The sequence below is a fragment of the Amycolatopsis halotolerans genome (assembly GCF_042647905.1).
GTDB lineage: Bacteria > Actinomycetota > Actinomycetes > Mycobacteriales > Pseudonocardiaceae > Amycolatopsis > Amycolatopsis halotolerans.
The window spans coordinates 100,321-113,351 of the sequence record NZ_JBHRWI010000076.1 but is presented as its reverse complement, the minus strand read 5'-3'; the positions used below and the strand labels follow the sequence as shown (position 1 = coordinate 113,351).

Genomic DNA, 13,031 nt, shown 5'->3' with positions numbered 1-13,031 from the left:
CGTGACCGAACCTGTTTACGTAACCGAGACGCGGACCGCGTACGACACTGTCGCCGAGTCGTACGCCGAAATGCTGAAGGATTTCCTCGAGTCGAGCACGTGGGACCGGACGATGCTCGGCGCGTTCGCGGAGCTGACCGGCGAGGGCCCGGTGGGCGATCTGGGCTGCGGCCCCGGCCGTCTCACCGGGTACGTCGCTTCGCTGGGGCTGGACGTTTTCGGCGTCGACCTCTCCCCCGCGATGGTCGAGGTCGCCCGCCGGACGCATCCGCACCTGCGCTTCGAGGTCGGCTCGCTGGCCGCGCTCGACCTCGCCGACGGCTCGCTCGCCGGGGCGCTCGCGTGGTATTCGCTGATCCACACGCCGCCGGAGGAGCTTCCGGTGGTGGCCAAGGAACTCGCGCGGGTGCTGCGGCCCGGCGGCTGGCTGCTGACCGCGTTCCAGGTGGGCGACAACCATCGTCGCCGCATCGAGAACGCCTACGGGCACGACATCGCGGCCGACGCGTACCGGCTCGACCCGGACTTCGTCGCGCAGCTGCTCGCCGACGCCGGGTTCGTGGTGGACGCGCGTCTGGTGCGCGAGCCGGGACCGAGCTTCGAAGCGACCCAGCAGGCGTACTTGATGGCCCGCAAGGAGGGCTGAGGAAAGTCCACTGGGGACGGAAGGGGGCAGGGACTTCTCCCTGTCCCCTTCAACATATAGCGCACCCCGGGGCTTGCGGCAAGGCCCGGGTGGTGCTCCACAATCGTCCGCCGGAGCCACTGCCTGCGGAAATGCCGCGGGCGGAAACCGGCTCCGGTACAGGGGACGAGAAGTTCATGACGGACGTGATCGTGGTGGGGGCCGGGCCGGCGGGCGTGCTGCTGGCCGCGGAGCTGCGGCTGCACGGGGTGCGCGTGGTCGTGCTGGAGAAGGAGGCGGAACCGCCGAAGTTCGTGCGCGCGCTGGGGATGCACTCGCGCAGCATGGAGGTGCTGGATCAGCGGGGGATGCTGGAGCCGTTCCTCGCCGAGGGTTCGACGCACCCGGTCGGGGGTTTCTTCGCGGGGATCGCGCGGCCCGCGCCGGAGCGGCTCGACACCTCGCATCCGTACGTGCTGGGGCTTCCGCAGCCCATCACCGACCGGCTGCTCGCCGAGCACGCGGTCAAGGCGGGCGCGGAGATCCGGCGCGGGTGCGAGGTCGTCGGGCTGAGCCAGGACGACGACGGGGTGACCGTCTCGCTGGCCGACGGCGGCGAACTGCGGGCGCGCTACCTCGTCGGCTGCGACGGCGGGCGGAGCACGGTGCGCAAGGCGCTCGGTGTCGCGTTCCCGGGCGAGCCCGCGCGGCGCGAGATTCTGCTGGGCGAGATGGAGGCGACCGCGGATCCCGCCGAAGTCGCCGCGCTGGTAATGGAAATCCGCAAGACCCAGCTGTGGTTCGGGGTCGGGCCGCTCCGCGACGGGATGTTCCGCGTGGTCGTGCCCGCCGCGGGCGTGGTCGAGGACCGGGAGGCGCGGACGCCGACGCTGGACGAGGTCAAACACCAGCTGCGGGAGTACGCCGGGACGGACTTCGGCGTCCACTCCCCTCGCTGGCTCTCGCGGTTCGGGGACGCGACCCGGCAGGCCGAGCACTACCGCGTCGGCCGCGTGCTGCTGGCAGGCGACGCGGCGCACGTCCACCCGCCGCTGGGCGGGCAGGGGCTCAACCTCGGCCTCCAGGACGCGTTCAACCTCGGCTGGAAACTCGCGGCCGAGGTCAACGGCTGGGCTCCGGAGGGACTGCTGGACACCTACGAGGCCGAACGGCATCCGGTCGCGGACGCCGTGCTGGACAACGTCCGCGCGCAGGCCGTGGTGATGTCGCCCGATCCCGACGGGCGCGCGATGCGGCGGCTGATGACGGAGCTGATGGCTTTCGAGGAGGTCAACCGGCTGCTGCTGGAGAAGGTGCTGGCGCTCGACATCCGTTACGACTTCGGCGAGGGGCATCCGCTGCTCGGGCGGCGGATGCCGGACCTGGCGCTCAAGCGCGGGCGGCTGTACGAGCTGATGCACCAGGGCCGCGGGCTGCTGCTGGACCAGAACGGGCGGCTGTCGGCGGAGGGCTGGGCGGACCGGGTCGACCGCGTCGTGGACGTGAGCGAGGACCTCGACGTCCCGGCCGTGCTGCTGCGGCCGGACGGGCACGTGGTCTGGACCGGCGAGGATCAGCGGGAACTGGAGACGCGCCTGTTGCATTGGTTCGGCGCGCGGCGATGAGGACGTAGCAGGGCCCGAGCGGGCTTCCCGGCTTCGCTGGGGGTGTTGGGAAACCCGCTCGGGCGGCGGTCAGGGATGCACCGGACCGCCCCAGCAGTCCTGTTTGCCCAGTCGCACGGACGTGTTGGTGTAGACGCCGTCGGCGATGGTGTCGCCCATGATCGACCGCTGGTCCGACGGGCGCGGCCACTGGTAGCACCAGTGCTGGGCGAAATACCCGCCCGCGGCCTGGATCGGGTCGAAGTCGCAGATGCCGTCGGTCTGGATGCAGTAGCGGATGGACCGGACACCGTCGAAGTCCGGGCGGCCCGCGCCGAACGACACGTATCCGCCGAACGGCGATGGCAGTCCGGTGCCCGGCGGGAGCGTCGAGCTGATCCCGGTTCCGGCCGGGCCGGGCGGCTGCATCGGGTCGGCGAAGAGTTTCGCGCTGAACTTCGCCTTGTCGACGCCGAGCTGGCCGTCGGCGATGTCGTTGAGCACCATGTTCGCGACGATCGCGCCCTGGGAGTAGCCGACGACGGTGAATTCGGCGTTCGGGTTCTCCCGGTAGGCGTCCTGGACGACCTGGCGGCCTCGGTCGTGTCCGATCTTGACGCTCTGGTCCATCGGGGTCTGGTCGCAGTTCGGGGCGCCGGCGGCTCCGGCTGGATAGTCCACGACCCGCGCGATCCCGCCCCGCAGCCACTCCGGATGGTAGACCGACGCCTTCCCGTCACAGGTGCCGCCGATCAGGATGTAGTAGTGCGCGCCGTCGGCGGACGCCGGTGCCGCGCTGGCGAATCCCGCGCCGAGCGTGGCGACGACAGCGCCGATCAGCGCGATCCTCCTGGCTTTCTTCACAATCGGGTCCCCTCCGCGTCGAATGGTCAGCAGGTTACTGAACGCATTCGGAAAGCTACGGAGAAGCTATGAAATCCTGCTGAAAGCATGATCGCCGCGCGGGCCGGGGTGTCCGCCGATACCGCAGGTCAGGACGCACAGCCACCGGAGACGAGTCCACCGGATCGAGTGACCGGGCCCCGGTGACTGTGCGCGAGGGTTCAGCGGACGCGAGGCGTGAACTCCGCGAGATCCGGCAACGGCGGCACCTCCCGTGCATACGCGTCCGCGGCCAGCACTCCCGTGGTGACCCGGGTGGCCGTGCGGCGGCCGAGTTCGTCGAGGATTTCCTGTTCGGTCCGGCCGCGCGCGAGCAGCAGCAGGAACGGGTCGGCGTCGAGCAGCCACGCGACCTGGAACGACAGCGCGGCGGCGTGCCGGCACGGGAGCTCCCAGCCGGGGCAGTCGCAGTCCGGGTCCAGGTCGCCGATGCCGGGCAGCAGCGGGACGACCTCGGCCAGCTCCGGCGGCAGATGCCGGTCGAGCAGCGCGGCGAGGTGCCCGGAGTGGTCGGCGGCGCGGTCGAGCAGCAGCTCCCAGTCCGTTGTGGACAGTTCGGCCAGGTGGACGCCCGTGCGGTACGGGCCGTCGTCGGCGTCCTCGGTGGTCGCGGTGACGAGGCCTGGGCTGACCGTGATCGGGCCGACCAGTCCGGCCGCGGCGTAGCTCCGGCCCTTCTTCAGCTGCCGCAGGTCGAGCGCGGTGTCCTCCATCGCCTGCAGCCACGCGCGGCCCCACCAGGTGCGGGCGAACGGGCCGCGGCCGGGGCGGGCGGGGAACGCGGGGAATCCGCGGACCCGGTCGGTCATCGCTGCCTCCGGAGGGTCACGAGCTCGGCCAGTTCGTCGTCGGTGAGTTCGGTGAGCGCGGCCTCGCCCGAGGCGAGCACCGCGTCGGCGAGCGCGCGTTTCTCCCGCAGCATCACCGCGATCCGGTCCTCGACCGTGCCTTCCGCGACCAGCCGGTGGACCTGCACCGGCCGGGTCTGCCCGATCCGGTACGCGCGGTCGGTCGCCTGGTCCTCGACCGCCGGGTTCCACCACCGGTCGTAGTGCACGACGTGATCGGCGCGCGTGAGGGTGAGCCCGGTGCCCGCGGCTTTGAGCGACAACAGGAACACCGGCACGTCGCCGTTCTGGAAGCCGCGCACCAGCTCCTCGCGCCGGGCGACCGGGGTGCCGCCGTGCAGCAGCCGCGACGGGATGCCGCGCGCGGCGAGGTGCCGTTCCAGCAGCCGTGCCATCACGACGTACTGGGTGAACACCAGCACCGCGCCGTCCTCGGCGAGGATCGTGTCGAGCAGTTCGTCGAGCAGCTCGAGCTTCCCGGACCGGCCGGAAAGCGTGCTGTCGTCGGGCTCGCCGAGGTACTGCGCGGGGTGGTTGCAGATCTGCTTGAGCGCGGTGAGCAGCTTGACGACCCGGCCGCGGCGGGCCATGCCGTCGCTCGCGGAGATGTCCGCCATCAGCTCGCGCACGGTGGCCTCGTACAGCGACGCCTGCTCGGTCGTGAGCGACACCGGCCGGTCGGTCTCGGTCTTGGCGGGCAGCTCGGGCGCGATGCCCGGGTCGGATTTGCGGCGGCGCAGCAGGAACGGCCGCAGCAGCCGGGACAACTGCCCGGCGACCGCCGGGTCCGCCCCGGATTCGACCGGCTTCCCCCAGCGGCGGCGGAAATCGGCGAGCGGGCCGAGCAGACCCGGCGTGGTCCAGTCGAGGATCGCCCACAGTTCGGTGAGCGTGTTCTCCACCGGCGTGCCGGTGAGCGCGACCTTCGCCGCGGAAGGCAGCAGCCGCAACGCTTTCGCCGTGTCGGAGCGGTGGTTCTTCACGTGCTGCGCCTCGTCGGCGACCAGCAGATCCCAGCTCACCTCGGCCAGCGGCGCGGGGTCGGTGCGCAGCGTGCCGTAGGTGGTGAGGACGAAGCCGCCGTCGAGCTCGTCCAGCGACCGCGAGGCGCCGTGGAACCGGCGCACCGGGACCCCGGGCGCGAACCGGCGGATCTCGGTTTCCCACGTGCCCAGCAGCGAAGCCGGGCACACCACCAGCGTCGGACCGGCGCTCCGGTGCAGATGCAGGGCGATGAGCGTGACGGTTTTGCCGAGCCCCATGTCGTCGGCGAGACAGCCACCGAGACCCAGCCCGGTGACGGTGTCGAGCCAGTGCAAGCCGCGCAGCTGATAATCGCGCAGGGTCGCCGCCAGCCCCGCCGGCTGCGGCACCGGCTCGGGATCGGCCGACAGCCGCGCGCGCAGGTCTTCCAGCCAGCCGTCGGCGCGGACGTCGACCAGCTCGCCGTCGACCTCGGTGCGGCCGGTGAGCGCGACGCCGAGCGCCTCGATCGCGGTCAACGGCTTGAGCGTGCGATCACGGGCGCGGTCGGCGGTGGTGCGGTCCAGCAGCACCCACCGGTCCCGCAGCCGGACGACCGGACGCTGCGCCTCGGCGAGCGCGTCGAGTTCCGCGACGCTCAGCTCGCTGTCGCCCAGCGCGAGCTGCCAGTCGAACTGCAGCACCCGGTCGCCGCCGAAGAACGACCGCGCGTCGGACGGCGCGTCGCCCGGCCGGACGACCGCGCACGCGGCCAGCCCGGTCAGCTCCGCGGGCCAGTGCACCGCCAATTCGGCGGCGTCGAGCGCGCCGGCGAGCAGCTCGGCGATCTCGCGGTCTCCCAATGCGACCGCCGACGGAACCGCCGCCGAAAGCAGCGGAGCCAGCGCGGGCCACACCTCCGCTCCGTGCCGCAACGCCAGCAGGACCTCGTGTCGTGCCTCCTGGCTTCCGGTGCGCCACAGCTCTTCCGCGTCGACCAGCGGCTCGGTCCCGCCGTGCACCTGGACCACGGCGCGGAACCGGCCGCCCGCCAGATCGTCGGACTCGATCCGCAGCGAGACGCGCAGCGCGGGCTCCACTCCGGCGACGTCGCCGAGGAACCGCATCAGCAGCGGATACGGCTCCGGCAACCGCGCCGGGTCGCCAGGGATCGGAGTCGCGTGGGCGCGGGGAGGCATCGCTTCGGCAAGGCGGCGCAGCCAGGCTTCCTCGGCCGGGTCGAGCGGTCCGGTCCACCCGGCCGAGGCGAGCCGTTCCGCGGCTTCGGCGGCCAGCGCCCAGAACCGCGCGGACGGATCCGTGAGCGCGCGCAGCACCGGCACCGCCTCCGCGGTCGGCAACCGCAGCGCGGGCACCGTGCGCACCCCGTCCGGCAGCACGACCTCGACCGTGCCGGGCGCCCCGGGACCGTCCGGCTCCGCGCCGTCCGGTCTCCAGAACACGGTCCGGCCCGGCTCCACCACTACAGAATTCAGTGCTCCGCCCTCCCCTGGCTGGCCTGTCCGGGATAGTCTACCGGAAAACTCTGTACTGCGTACAAGGAGCGAAATGGACATCGAGGAGCCGGGCGATCCGCGGCGGACCATCGAACTGCTGTGGGGCGTGCCCGGTCCCCCGCGCCGCGGCCCGAAACCGAAGCTGTCGGTCGAGCACGTCGTGGCGGCCGGGATCCGGGTCGCGGACGCGGACGGGCTCGACGCGGTCACGATGCGCCGGATCGCCGACGAGCTGGGCGTCGCGACGATGTCGCTCTACACCTACGTGCCGGGCCGCGAGGAACTGCTGGAGCTGATGCTCGACCACGCGCACGGCGAACTCCCCGGCGAGCTGCCGGAAGGCTGGCGGGCCGGGCTCGCCGCGGTCGCCGAGGACCTGTGGCGGCTCTACCACCGGCATCCGTGGCTGCTGGAGATCCGCGTCGGCCGCCCGACGCTGGGCCCGCACAGCTTCGCCAAATACGAGCGCGAACTGGCCGCGATGGACGAACTCGACCTCGACGACGTCCAGCTCGACGCGATCGTCAGCCTGCTCAACGGACTGGTCGCGGGCGCGGCGCGCGGTTCGGTGGACGCGACCCGCGCCGCGCGGCGCAGCGGCATGACCGACTTCGACTGGTGGAACCGCTCCGCGCCGGTGCTGGCCGAGATCCCGGCGGCGGATCCGGTGCACTTCCCGCGCGCGAGCCGCGTCGGCACCACCGCCGGGCAGACCTACGGCGGGTCGTCGGATCCCGAGCACCACTTCCGGTTCGGGCTCGGCCGCATCCTCGACGGGATCGGACAGCTAGCCGGAGCCTGATCGCGCGAAATTGTCGGTGGCCCGGTTTACCGTTCGGAGAGTGTCGGCGGAACTGGTCCGCCGACCAGCACGAGAAGGGAGTGCGCGGTGACCGGGCAGCACGACGTGGTCGAAGCCGCTGTCGCGCAGGCGTTCCGCGACGAGTGGGGCTCGGTCGTGGCCACGCTGATCCGCGTCACCGGCGACTGGGACCTGGCCGAGGAATGCGCGCAGGACGCGTTCGCGCTCGCCGTGCGGACCTGGCCGCGCGACGGCGTTCCGGACCGTCCCGGGGCGTGGCTCACCACCGCGGCGCGCAACCGTGCCGTCGACCGGCTCCGGCGAGCTGTGGCGGGACAGGACAAACTCCGGGAGGCCGCGCGGCTGGCGGTCGCGGACGAACCGGCCGCTGTCCACAGTGGAGCCAGCGGAGTGGAAGACGACCGGCTCCGGCTCATCTTCACCTGCTGCCACCCCGCGCTCGCCTTCGAAGCGCAGGTCGCGCTCGCGCTGCGGACCCTGGCCGGACTCAGCACCGCGGAGATCGCCCGCGCGTTCCTGGTGTCCGAATCGACGATGTCGCAGCGCCTCGTGCGGGTGAAACGCAAGATCCGCGCCGCCGGGATCCCGTACCGGGTGCCGCCCGCCCATCTGCTGCCCGAACGCACCGCCGCGGTGCTCGGCGTGCTGTACCTGTTGTTCAACGAGGGCTACGCGGCCAGCGAGGGCGACGATCTCCAGCGCCCCGACCTGGCGGGCGAAGCCATCCGGCTGGCCCGGCTGCTGTGCACCCTGATGCCGGACGAACCCGAAGCCACCGGCCTGCTCGCGCTCCTCCTGCTGCAACACGCCCGCCGCGGCACGCGAAACCGGCCCGACGGCGAGCTGATCCCGCTCGACGAACAAGACCGGAGCGGGTGGGACACCACCGCGATCGCCGAGGGAACCGCGTTGCTCGAGGGAGCGTTGCGCCGACGCAGTCCCGGTCCGTACCAGGTGCAGGCCGCGATCGCCGCGTGCCATGCCACCGCCGCGCGCGCCGAGGACACCGACTGGGCGCAGATCGCCGGGCTCTACCTCCAGCTGCGGCGGTTCCGGCCGGGGCCGGTGGTCGAGCTGAACCGCGCGGTCGCGGTCGGGATGGCCGCCGGACCGGAAGCCGGGCTCGCCCTCGCCGACCGGCTGACCGGGCAGCTGGCGGACTACCACCTGCTGCCCGCCACCCGCGCGGACTTCCTCCGCCGTCTCGGCCGCACCGAAGAAGCCCAGGTCGCGTACGCCGAAGCGCTCGCGTTGGCCCGCACCGGAGCCGAACGCAGCTACCTCCGGAGAAGACTTTCGGAAATTTCTTCGCCCGAGGTGTCTGTCTCGGCCTCTTCCGTTCGTCGGGAAGGCAAACCGACCCCGGAAGGACAGCCATGATCACCAAAACCCTTCGCGTGCCCGGCGCGGAACTCCGCTGCGACGTCGCAGGCTCCGGACCGCTGCTGCTCCTGGTGCCCGGCGGGCCCGCGGACGCCACCGCGTTCGCCGCGCTGCGCCCGTTCCTCGCCGACCGCTACACCGTCGTCACCTTCGACCCGCGCGGCATCTCGCGCAGCCGCACCACCGAACTCGACGACGACCTGGTCGGCCAGCACGCCGAGGACGTGCAGCGGCTGCTCGCCGAACTGGACGGCGGACCGGTCTCCGTGCTGGCCAACAGCGGCGGCGCGATCACCATGCTCGAACACGCCACCCGCTACCCCGCCGCGGTGCGAACGCTCGTCGCGCACGAACCGCCGGTCAGCCGCTATCTCGGCGAACTGCTGGCCGACTTCCCGGACATCCCGGCGATCTACCGGGAGCAGGGCATCGACGCGGCCCTGGGCGCGTTCATGGCCGCGAGCGGATTCGAGATCCCGCCGCCGCCCGAGCACCCCACCGCCGAGGAAATCGAGCAGGGCAAGCAGATGCGCGGCAACTTCGAGGTCTTCTTCGGCAAGCTGATGGGCGCGATCGGCGCGTGGGAACCCGACCTCGAAGCGCTCGCCGCCGCGGACACCCGGATCGTCGTCGCGGTGGGCGACGCGATCGGCACCCCGGCGTACGAGGCAGGCGTCGGACTGGCCCGCGCGCTCGGCAGCGAACCTGTCCGGTTCCCCGGAGACCACGCCGGATTCGCCGTCGAACCCGAGGCATTCGCCGCTCGCCTCGCCGAAACTCTCACCGAGGAGAACTCGTGCGCTACCTCCTGATGATCGCCGGGTCCGAAGCGCCCACCGAGGAACAGCTCGCGATCGGCTGCGGCGGCTGGTCCGAGGACCTCGTGGAACGCGGCATCCTCGTCGGCGGCGGAGGCCTGCACCCGCCCGCGACGGCCACCACGGTGCGCATGCGCGACGGCGACGTCCTGCTCAGCGACGGGCCGTTCGCCGAGACCAAGGACCAGATCGGCGGCTACGCGGTGCTCGAATGCGCCGACCTCGACGAGGCCGTCGAGCATGCGTCCCGCCATCCGGCCGCCGCATACGGAACGATCGAAGTACGCCCGCTCCTCGGCTGAGGCCGGAGCCCCGAACCGAAAGGAACCCCATGCCCTCCATCGTGGACAGAAACGAGCAGCGCTACGTCGGCTACCGCGCGACAGTCGGATTCGACGGCATGGCCGAGGTCGCGCACCGGATCGCCGCGATCGTCGGCGCGCTCGCCGAACGCGGCCTCGAACCCGCCTGCGCGCCGTTCTTCCGTTATCTGGTGCTCGGCACGGACATGGAGACCGTCACCGTCGAGGTCGGAGTCCCGGTCACGGACGCCGTCGACCTCGGCGACGAGTACTTCAACGCCGTGCTGCCCGCCGGGAAATACGCCCAGGCCACCCACCACGGCGCGCCGAGCGGCCTCTTCGCGGCCACCGCCGACCTGCTCGCCTGGGGCGAGAAGGAGGACGTTCGCTGGGACCGCACCGTCGAGGCCGACGGCGAGCACTGGACCGCCCGGCTCGAGATCTACCGCACGAACCCGCAGGCGGAGCCGGACCCGAACAACTGGGACACCGACCTCTGCTTCCGGCTCGCGGACTGACCGGCCGGTGGCCCGGAGTCACGCGCTCCGGGTCACCAAAGCGCCCACGAGACACCCGAACCCGGCCGCCGACGCCACCGTCCGCACCGTGTTCCACCGCACCCACGGCTCCTCGAACAGGGCCCGCAGCGCGGCGAAGTCGGCCGTGTCCGCGGCGAGGGCGTTGTTCATCGGCACGTTGATCGCGCCGGTCACGATCACCATCGCCACCAGCAGCACCGCACCCGCGACGAGCCACGGCAGCCCGCCCCGCGCCCCGCTCGTGAAGTGCAGGACCACCGCCGCGACCGCGAGCAGCGGCGCGCCCAGGAACGACAGCATGAACCAGCCGTTCACGATGACGTCGTTGATCCGGCGCATCGCGGTCACGAACGTGTGGTCGTCGGCCTGGGCGAGGCCCGGCATCACCGACACCGTGTACGCGTAGAACAACCCCGCGATCAGCCCCGCCGCGACCACTGCCGCCACGAGAACCGCCTTCGAAACGATCACCATCGTCTTGCCTTCCGTTTTGTCCCCCAGCACGCCCCCAAGTCAACCCAAAGACCGCGAGACGATCCATCGGTTATCCGCTCGGAACCATGCGCGATCGTCTCAGCAGGAGACCTCCATGCAGCACACCCTTCCGAACGGCGTCACGCTCGGCACCGAGCATTTCGGCGACCCGGCCGCACCGCTGGTCCTGCTCGCCGGCGGCCCCACGATGCTGTCCTGGCCAGACACCTTGTGCGAAGCACTCGCCCGAAGCGGACGGCACGTTGTGCGCTACGACCTCCGCGACGCAGGCGCCTCGACCACTCTCGATCCGAACGCCCCGGCCTACACCCTGCGCGACCTCGCCGCCGACGCCGCCGCCCTCGCCCGAGAACTCGACGACCGGCCCGCACACCTGGCCGGGGTCGGGGTCAGCGGGATGGTCGCCCAAGTCGCCGCCCTCGACCACCCGTCCGCCTTCTCCGCCCTCACGCTGTACGGAACGCGCCCCGTCGCGCCAGGCCCCGTCGACCCCGATCTGCCCGACCACGACGCGAAAGTCATGCACAAAGTCTTCGCACTTCCGATGCCCGACTGGTCAGACCGTGCCGCCGTCGCCGAACGCGCCGCCGTCAGCGCCGAGATTCTCGGCAACGACCCCGACGAGGCCCGAACCGCCGCTGAACGCATCTTCGACCGCGCGGCCAGCACGGAGCCGTTGGTGCAACTGGCGAATCACTTGGGCATGGTGTTCTCCAAACTCGACTGCACACCGCGGTGGCGCGAACGCCTGCCGGAACTCGCGATCCCGACCGTCGTGCTGCACGGCCGCCGAGATGCGTTCTTCCCGGTCGGCAACGGGGAAGCCCTCGCCCGCGAGATCCCCGGCGCGCGGCTGGTAGTCGTGGAGGATGCCGCCAGCGCGATTCCGGACGCTGCCGCCGAGGAGATCGCGGCGGCGATGCTCGCGGTCTGAACGGTCGCCGGTATTCGGGGAAAACGGCAACCAGTTCGCGACCGAGAGACCAGGGCGAGGTCGGTTTCCGACGTGGTGGGCTTGTTCGCGAGCGCGAGCGAACCGGGCACGCGCGGAGGCGCGGCCTGGAATGGCGGGCTTAGGACTGCGGGCGACGCGAACCGCACTTCCGCGCGTGCCGCCCGCAGTGCCGCGATCCCAGCCAGCAGGGCCCCCGGAACCACCGAGCTTTCCCTTGCCGCAGCGCTACTCTCAGCAGCGTGGACCCGCTCACCGCGTTGCTTGAAGGACCCCGTGCGCACGGCGCGTTCCTGCTCCGGTCCGTCCTGCGGCCCCCGTGGTCGTTGCGGATCGAGGACGAAGCGCCGCTGACCGTGCTCGCCGTCGTGCGCGGCGATGCCTGGCTGGTGCCCGACAACGCCGAAGCCGTGCGCCTGGACGCGGGCGACGTCGCCGTCATCCGGGGGCCCGAGCCGTACCTCGTCGCCGACGGGCCGGGGACGCCGCCGCAAGCGGTGATCCGGCCGGGGCAGGAGTGCGTCACCCCGGACGGCGGGCATCTCACCGACCTGACCGAGTTCGGCGTCCGCACCTGGGGCGGCGACGCGGACGGTCCGACGGTGCTGCTCACCGGGACCTACCCGACCGTCGGCGAGGTGTCGCGCCGGTTGCTCGCCGCGGTGCCGAGCGTCGTCACCGCACGCGCCGGAAACAGTCCGGACCCGCTCGTCACGATGCTCGCCGACGAGATCGAGCGCGACGTCCCCGGCCAGGAAGCGGTCCTCGACCGGCTGCTGGACCTCCTGCTCGTCCGCGTCCTGCGCGAATGGCTCGACCACCCGGCCGCGCCCGCCTGGTACCGCGCGCACGGCGACCCGGTGGCCGGGCACGCGCTGCGTCTCCTGCAGGACCGGCCCGAGCATCCGTGGACCGTCGCGGGGCTGGCCAGCGCGACCGGGGTTTCCCGCGCCGCGCTCGCCCGGCGGTTCACCGACGCCGTGGGCGAGCCGCCGATGACGTACCTCGCCACCTGGCGGCTCGCCCTCGCCGCCGATCTCCTGCGGCAGGAACCCGACGCGACGCTCACCGCGATCGCCCGGCAGGTCGGCTACCGCAGCCCCTTCACGCTGAGCACCGCGTTCAAGCGGGAGTACGGCCGCAGTCCGCAGCACTACCGCCTGCGCGAACCCGCCTGAACAGGTCCCGCGAGCTGAACCAGCACGCCGCGGTCAGCGCACGCCGAAAGCAAGATGCCCGGGAAACGCCCGCAGTCGCGG

The 13,031-nt window shown here is 72.1% G+C and carries 13 protein-coding genes; 9 read left to right on the top strand and 4 right to left on the bottom strand.

The annotated features are described in order from the left end of the window. Position 1 precedes the first annotated feature (1 nt). Together ACFORO_RS44370 and rox are read left to right on the top strand one after the other, a co-directional pair. Positions 2–646 (top strand): class I SAM-dependent DNA methyltransferase, encoded by a 645-nt coding sequence (locus tag ACFORO_RS44370; RefSeq protein ID WP_377872466.1) that lies wholly within the window; start codon positions 2–4, stop codon positions 644–646. Between the two features lie 176 nt (positions 647–822). After that, on the top strand, positions 823–2,250 hold the full coding sequence (rox, locus tag ACFORO_RS44365) for a rifampin monooxygenase (RefSeq protein WP_377872465.1): 1,428 nt from the start codon (positions 823–825) through the stop codon (positions 2,248–2,250). 69 nt (positions 2,251–2,319) lie between these two features. Here the strand turns inward: rox and ACFORO_RS44360 are convergent, their stop codons facing one another. The 3 genes from ACFORO_RS44360 to ACFORO_RS44350 form a co-directional block, all read right to left on the bottom strand. Then, on the bottom strand, positions 2,320–3,093 hold the full coding sequence (locus ACFORO_RS44360) for a PE-PPE domain-containing protein (protein WP_377872463.1): 774 nt from the start codon (positions 3,091–3,093) through the stop codon (positions 2,320–2,322). 200 nt (positions 3,094–3,293) lie between these two features. Continuing rightward, positions 3,294–3,941 (bottom strand): SWIM zinc finger family protein, encoded by a 648-nt coding sequence (locus ACFORO_RS44355; RefSeq protein WP_354741825.1) that lies wholly within the window; start codon positions 3,939–3,941, stop codon positions 3,294–3,296. Then, complete coding sequence (locus tag ACFORO_RS44350) at positions 3,938–6,406, bottom strand: DEAD/DEAH box helicase (protein ID WP_377872461.1); 2,469 nt, start codon at positions 6,404–6,406, stop codon at positions 3,938–3,940. Before ACFORO_RS44350 ends, ACFORO_RS44355 begins: the two co-directional genes overlap by 4 nt. 106 nt (positions 6,407–6,512) lie before the next feature. Here ACFORO_RS44350 and ACFORO_RS44345 point away from each other — a divergent pair, with 106 nt between their 5' ends. From ACFORO_RS44345 to ACFORO_RS44325, 5 genes are all read left to right on the top strand, one after another. Beyond that, positions 6,513–7,262, top strand: a complete 750-nt coding sequence (locus ACFORO_RS44345) for a TetR/AcrR family transcriptional regulator (protein ID WP_377872460.1) — start codon at positions 6,513–6,515, stop codon at positions 7,260–7,262. 87 nt (positions 7,263–7,349) lie between these two features. Next, complete coding sequence (locus ACFORO_RS44340) at positions 7,350–8,663, top strand: RNA polymerase sigma factor (RefSeq protein WP_377872458.1); 1,314 nt, start codon at positions 7,350–7,352, stop codon at positions 8,661–8,663. Beyond that, positions 8,660–9,478 (top strand): alpha/beta fold hydrolase, encoded by an 819-nt coding sequence (locus ACFORO_RS44335; protein WP_377872456.1) that lies wholly within the window; start codon positions 8,660–8,662, stop codon positions 9,476–9,478. The genes ACFORO_RS44340 and ACFORO_RS44335 overlap by 4 nt, the downstream gene beginning before the upstream one ends. Further along, positions 9,463–9,786 carry a YciI family protein gene (locus tag ACFORO_RS44330; RefSeq protein WP_377872455.1) on the top strand — a complete coding sequence of 108 codons (324 nt, stop codon included), beginning with the start codon at positions 9,463–9,465 and terminating at the stop codon, positions 9,784–9,786. Before ACFORO_RS44335 ends, ACFORO_RS44330 begins: the two co-directional genes overlap by 16 nt. Positions 9,787–9,815: 29 nt before the next feature. Then, a complete protein-coding gene (locus tag ACFORO_RS44325) occupies positions 9,816–10,304 on the top strand; it encodes a GyrI-like domain-containing protein (protein ID WP_377872453.1) in 489 nt (162 codons plus the stop codon). Positions 10,305–10,322: 18 nt separating this feature from the next. Here ACFORO_RS44325 and ACFORO_RS44320 read toward each other — a convergent pair whose 3' ends face one another. Beyond that, a complete protein-coding gene (locus tag ACFORO_RS44320; RefSeq protein ID WP_377872557.1) occupies positions 10,323–10,799 on the bottom strand; it encodes an anthrone oxygenase family protein in 477 nt (158 codons plus the stop codon). A 115-nt stretch (positions 10,800–10,914) separates the two neighbouring features. Here ACFORO_RS44320 and ACFORO_RS44315 point away from each other — a divergent pair, with 115 nt between their 5' ends. Both ACFORO_RS44315 and ACFORO_RS44310 read left to right on the top strand, forming a co-directional pair. Continuing rightward, the gene (locus tag ACFORO_RS44315; RefSeq protein ID WP_377872451.1) at positions 10,915–11,754 is read left to right on the top strand and encodes an alpha/beta fold hydrolase; all 840 of its coding nucleotides are present in this window, start codon (positions 10,915–10,917) and stop codon (positions 11,752–11,754) included. 260 nt (positions 11,755–12,014) lie between these two features. After that, positions 12,015–12,950, top strand: coding sequence for an AraC family transcriptional regulator (locus ACFORO_RS44310; RefSeq protein WP_377896767.1), 936 nt, complete (start codon positions 12,015–12,017; stop codon positions 12,948–12,950). Positions 12,951–13,031: the final 81 nt, after the last annotated feature.

Bases quoted from the DNA above. Each gene is read 5' to 3' on its own strand.
- rox (WP_377872465.1), top strand. From the start codon at position 823: ATGACGGACGTGATCGTGGTGGGGGCCGGGCCGGCGGGCGTGCTGCTG.
- ACFORO_RS44355 (WP_354741825.1), bottom strand. From the start codon at position 3,941: ATGACCGACCGGGTCCGCGGATTCCCCGCGTTCCCCGCCCGCCCCGGC.
- ACFORO_RS44345 (WP_377872460.1), top strand. From the start codon at position 6,513: ATGGACATCGAGGAGCCGGGCGATCCGCGGCGGACCATCGAACTGCTG.
- ACFORO_RS44335 (WP_377872456.1), top strand. From the start codon at position 8,660: ATGATCACCAAAACCCTTCGCGTGCCCGGCGCGGAACTCCGCTGCGAC.
- ACFORO_RS44325 (WP_377872453.1), top strand. From the start codon at position 9,816: ATGCCCTCCATCGTGGACAGAAACGAGCAGCGCTACGTCGGCTACCGC.
- ACFORO_RS44320 (WP_377872557.1), bottom strand. From the start codon at position 10,799: ATGGTGATCGTTTCGAAGGCGGTTCTCGTGGCGGCAGTGGTCGCGGCG.
- ACFORO_RS44315 (WP_377872451.1), top strand. From the start codon at position 10,915: ATGCAGCACACCCTTCCGAACGGCGTCACGCTCGGCACCGAGCATTTC.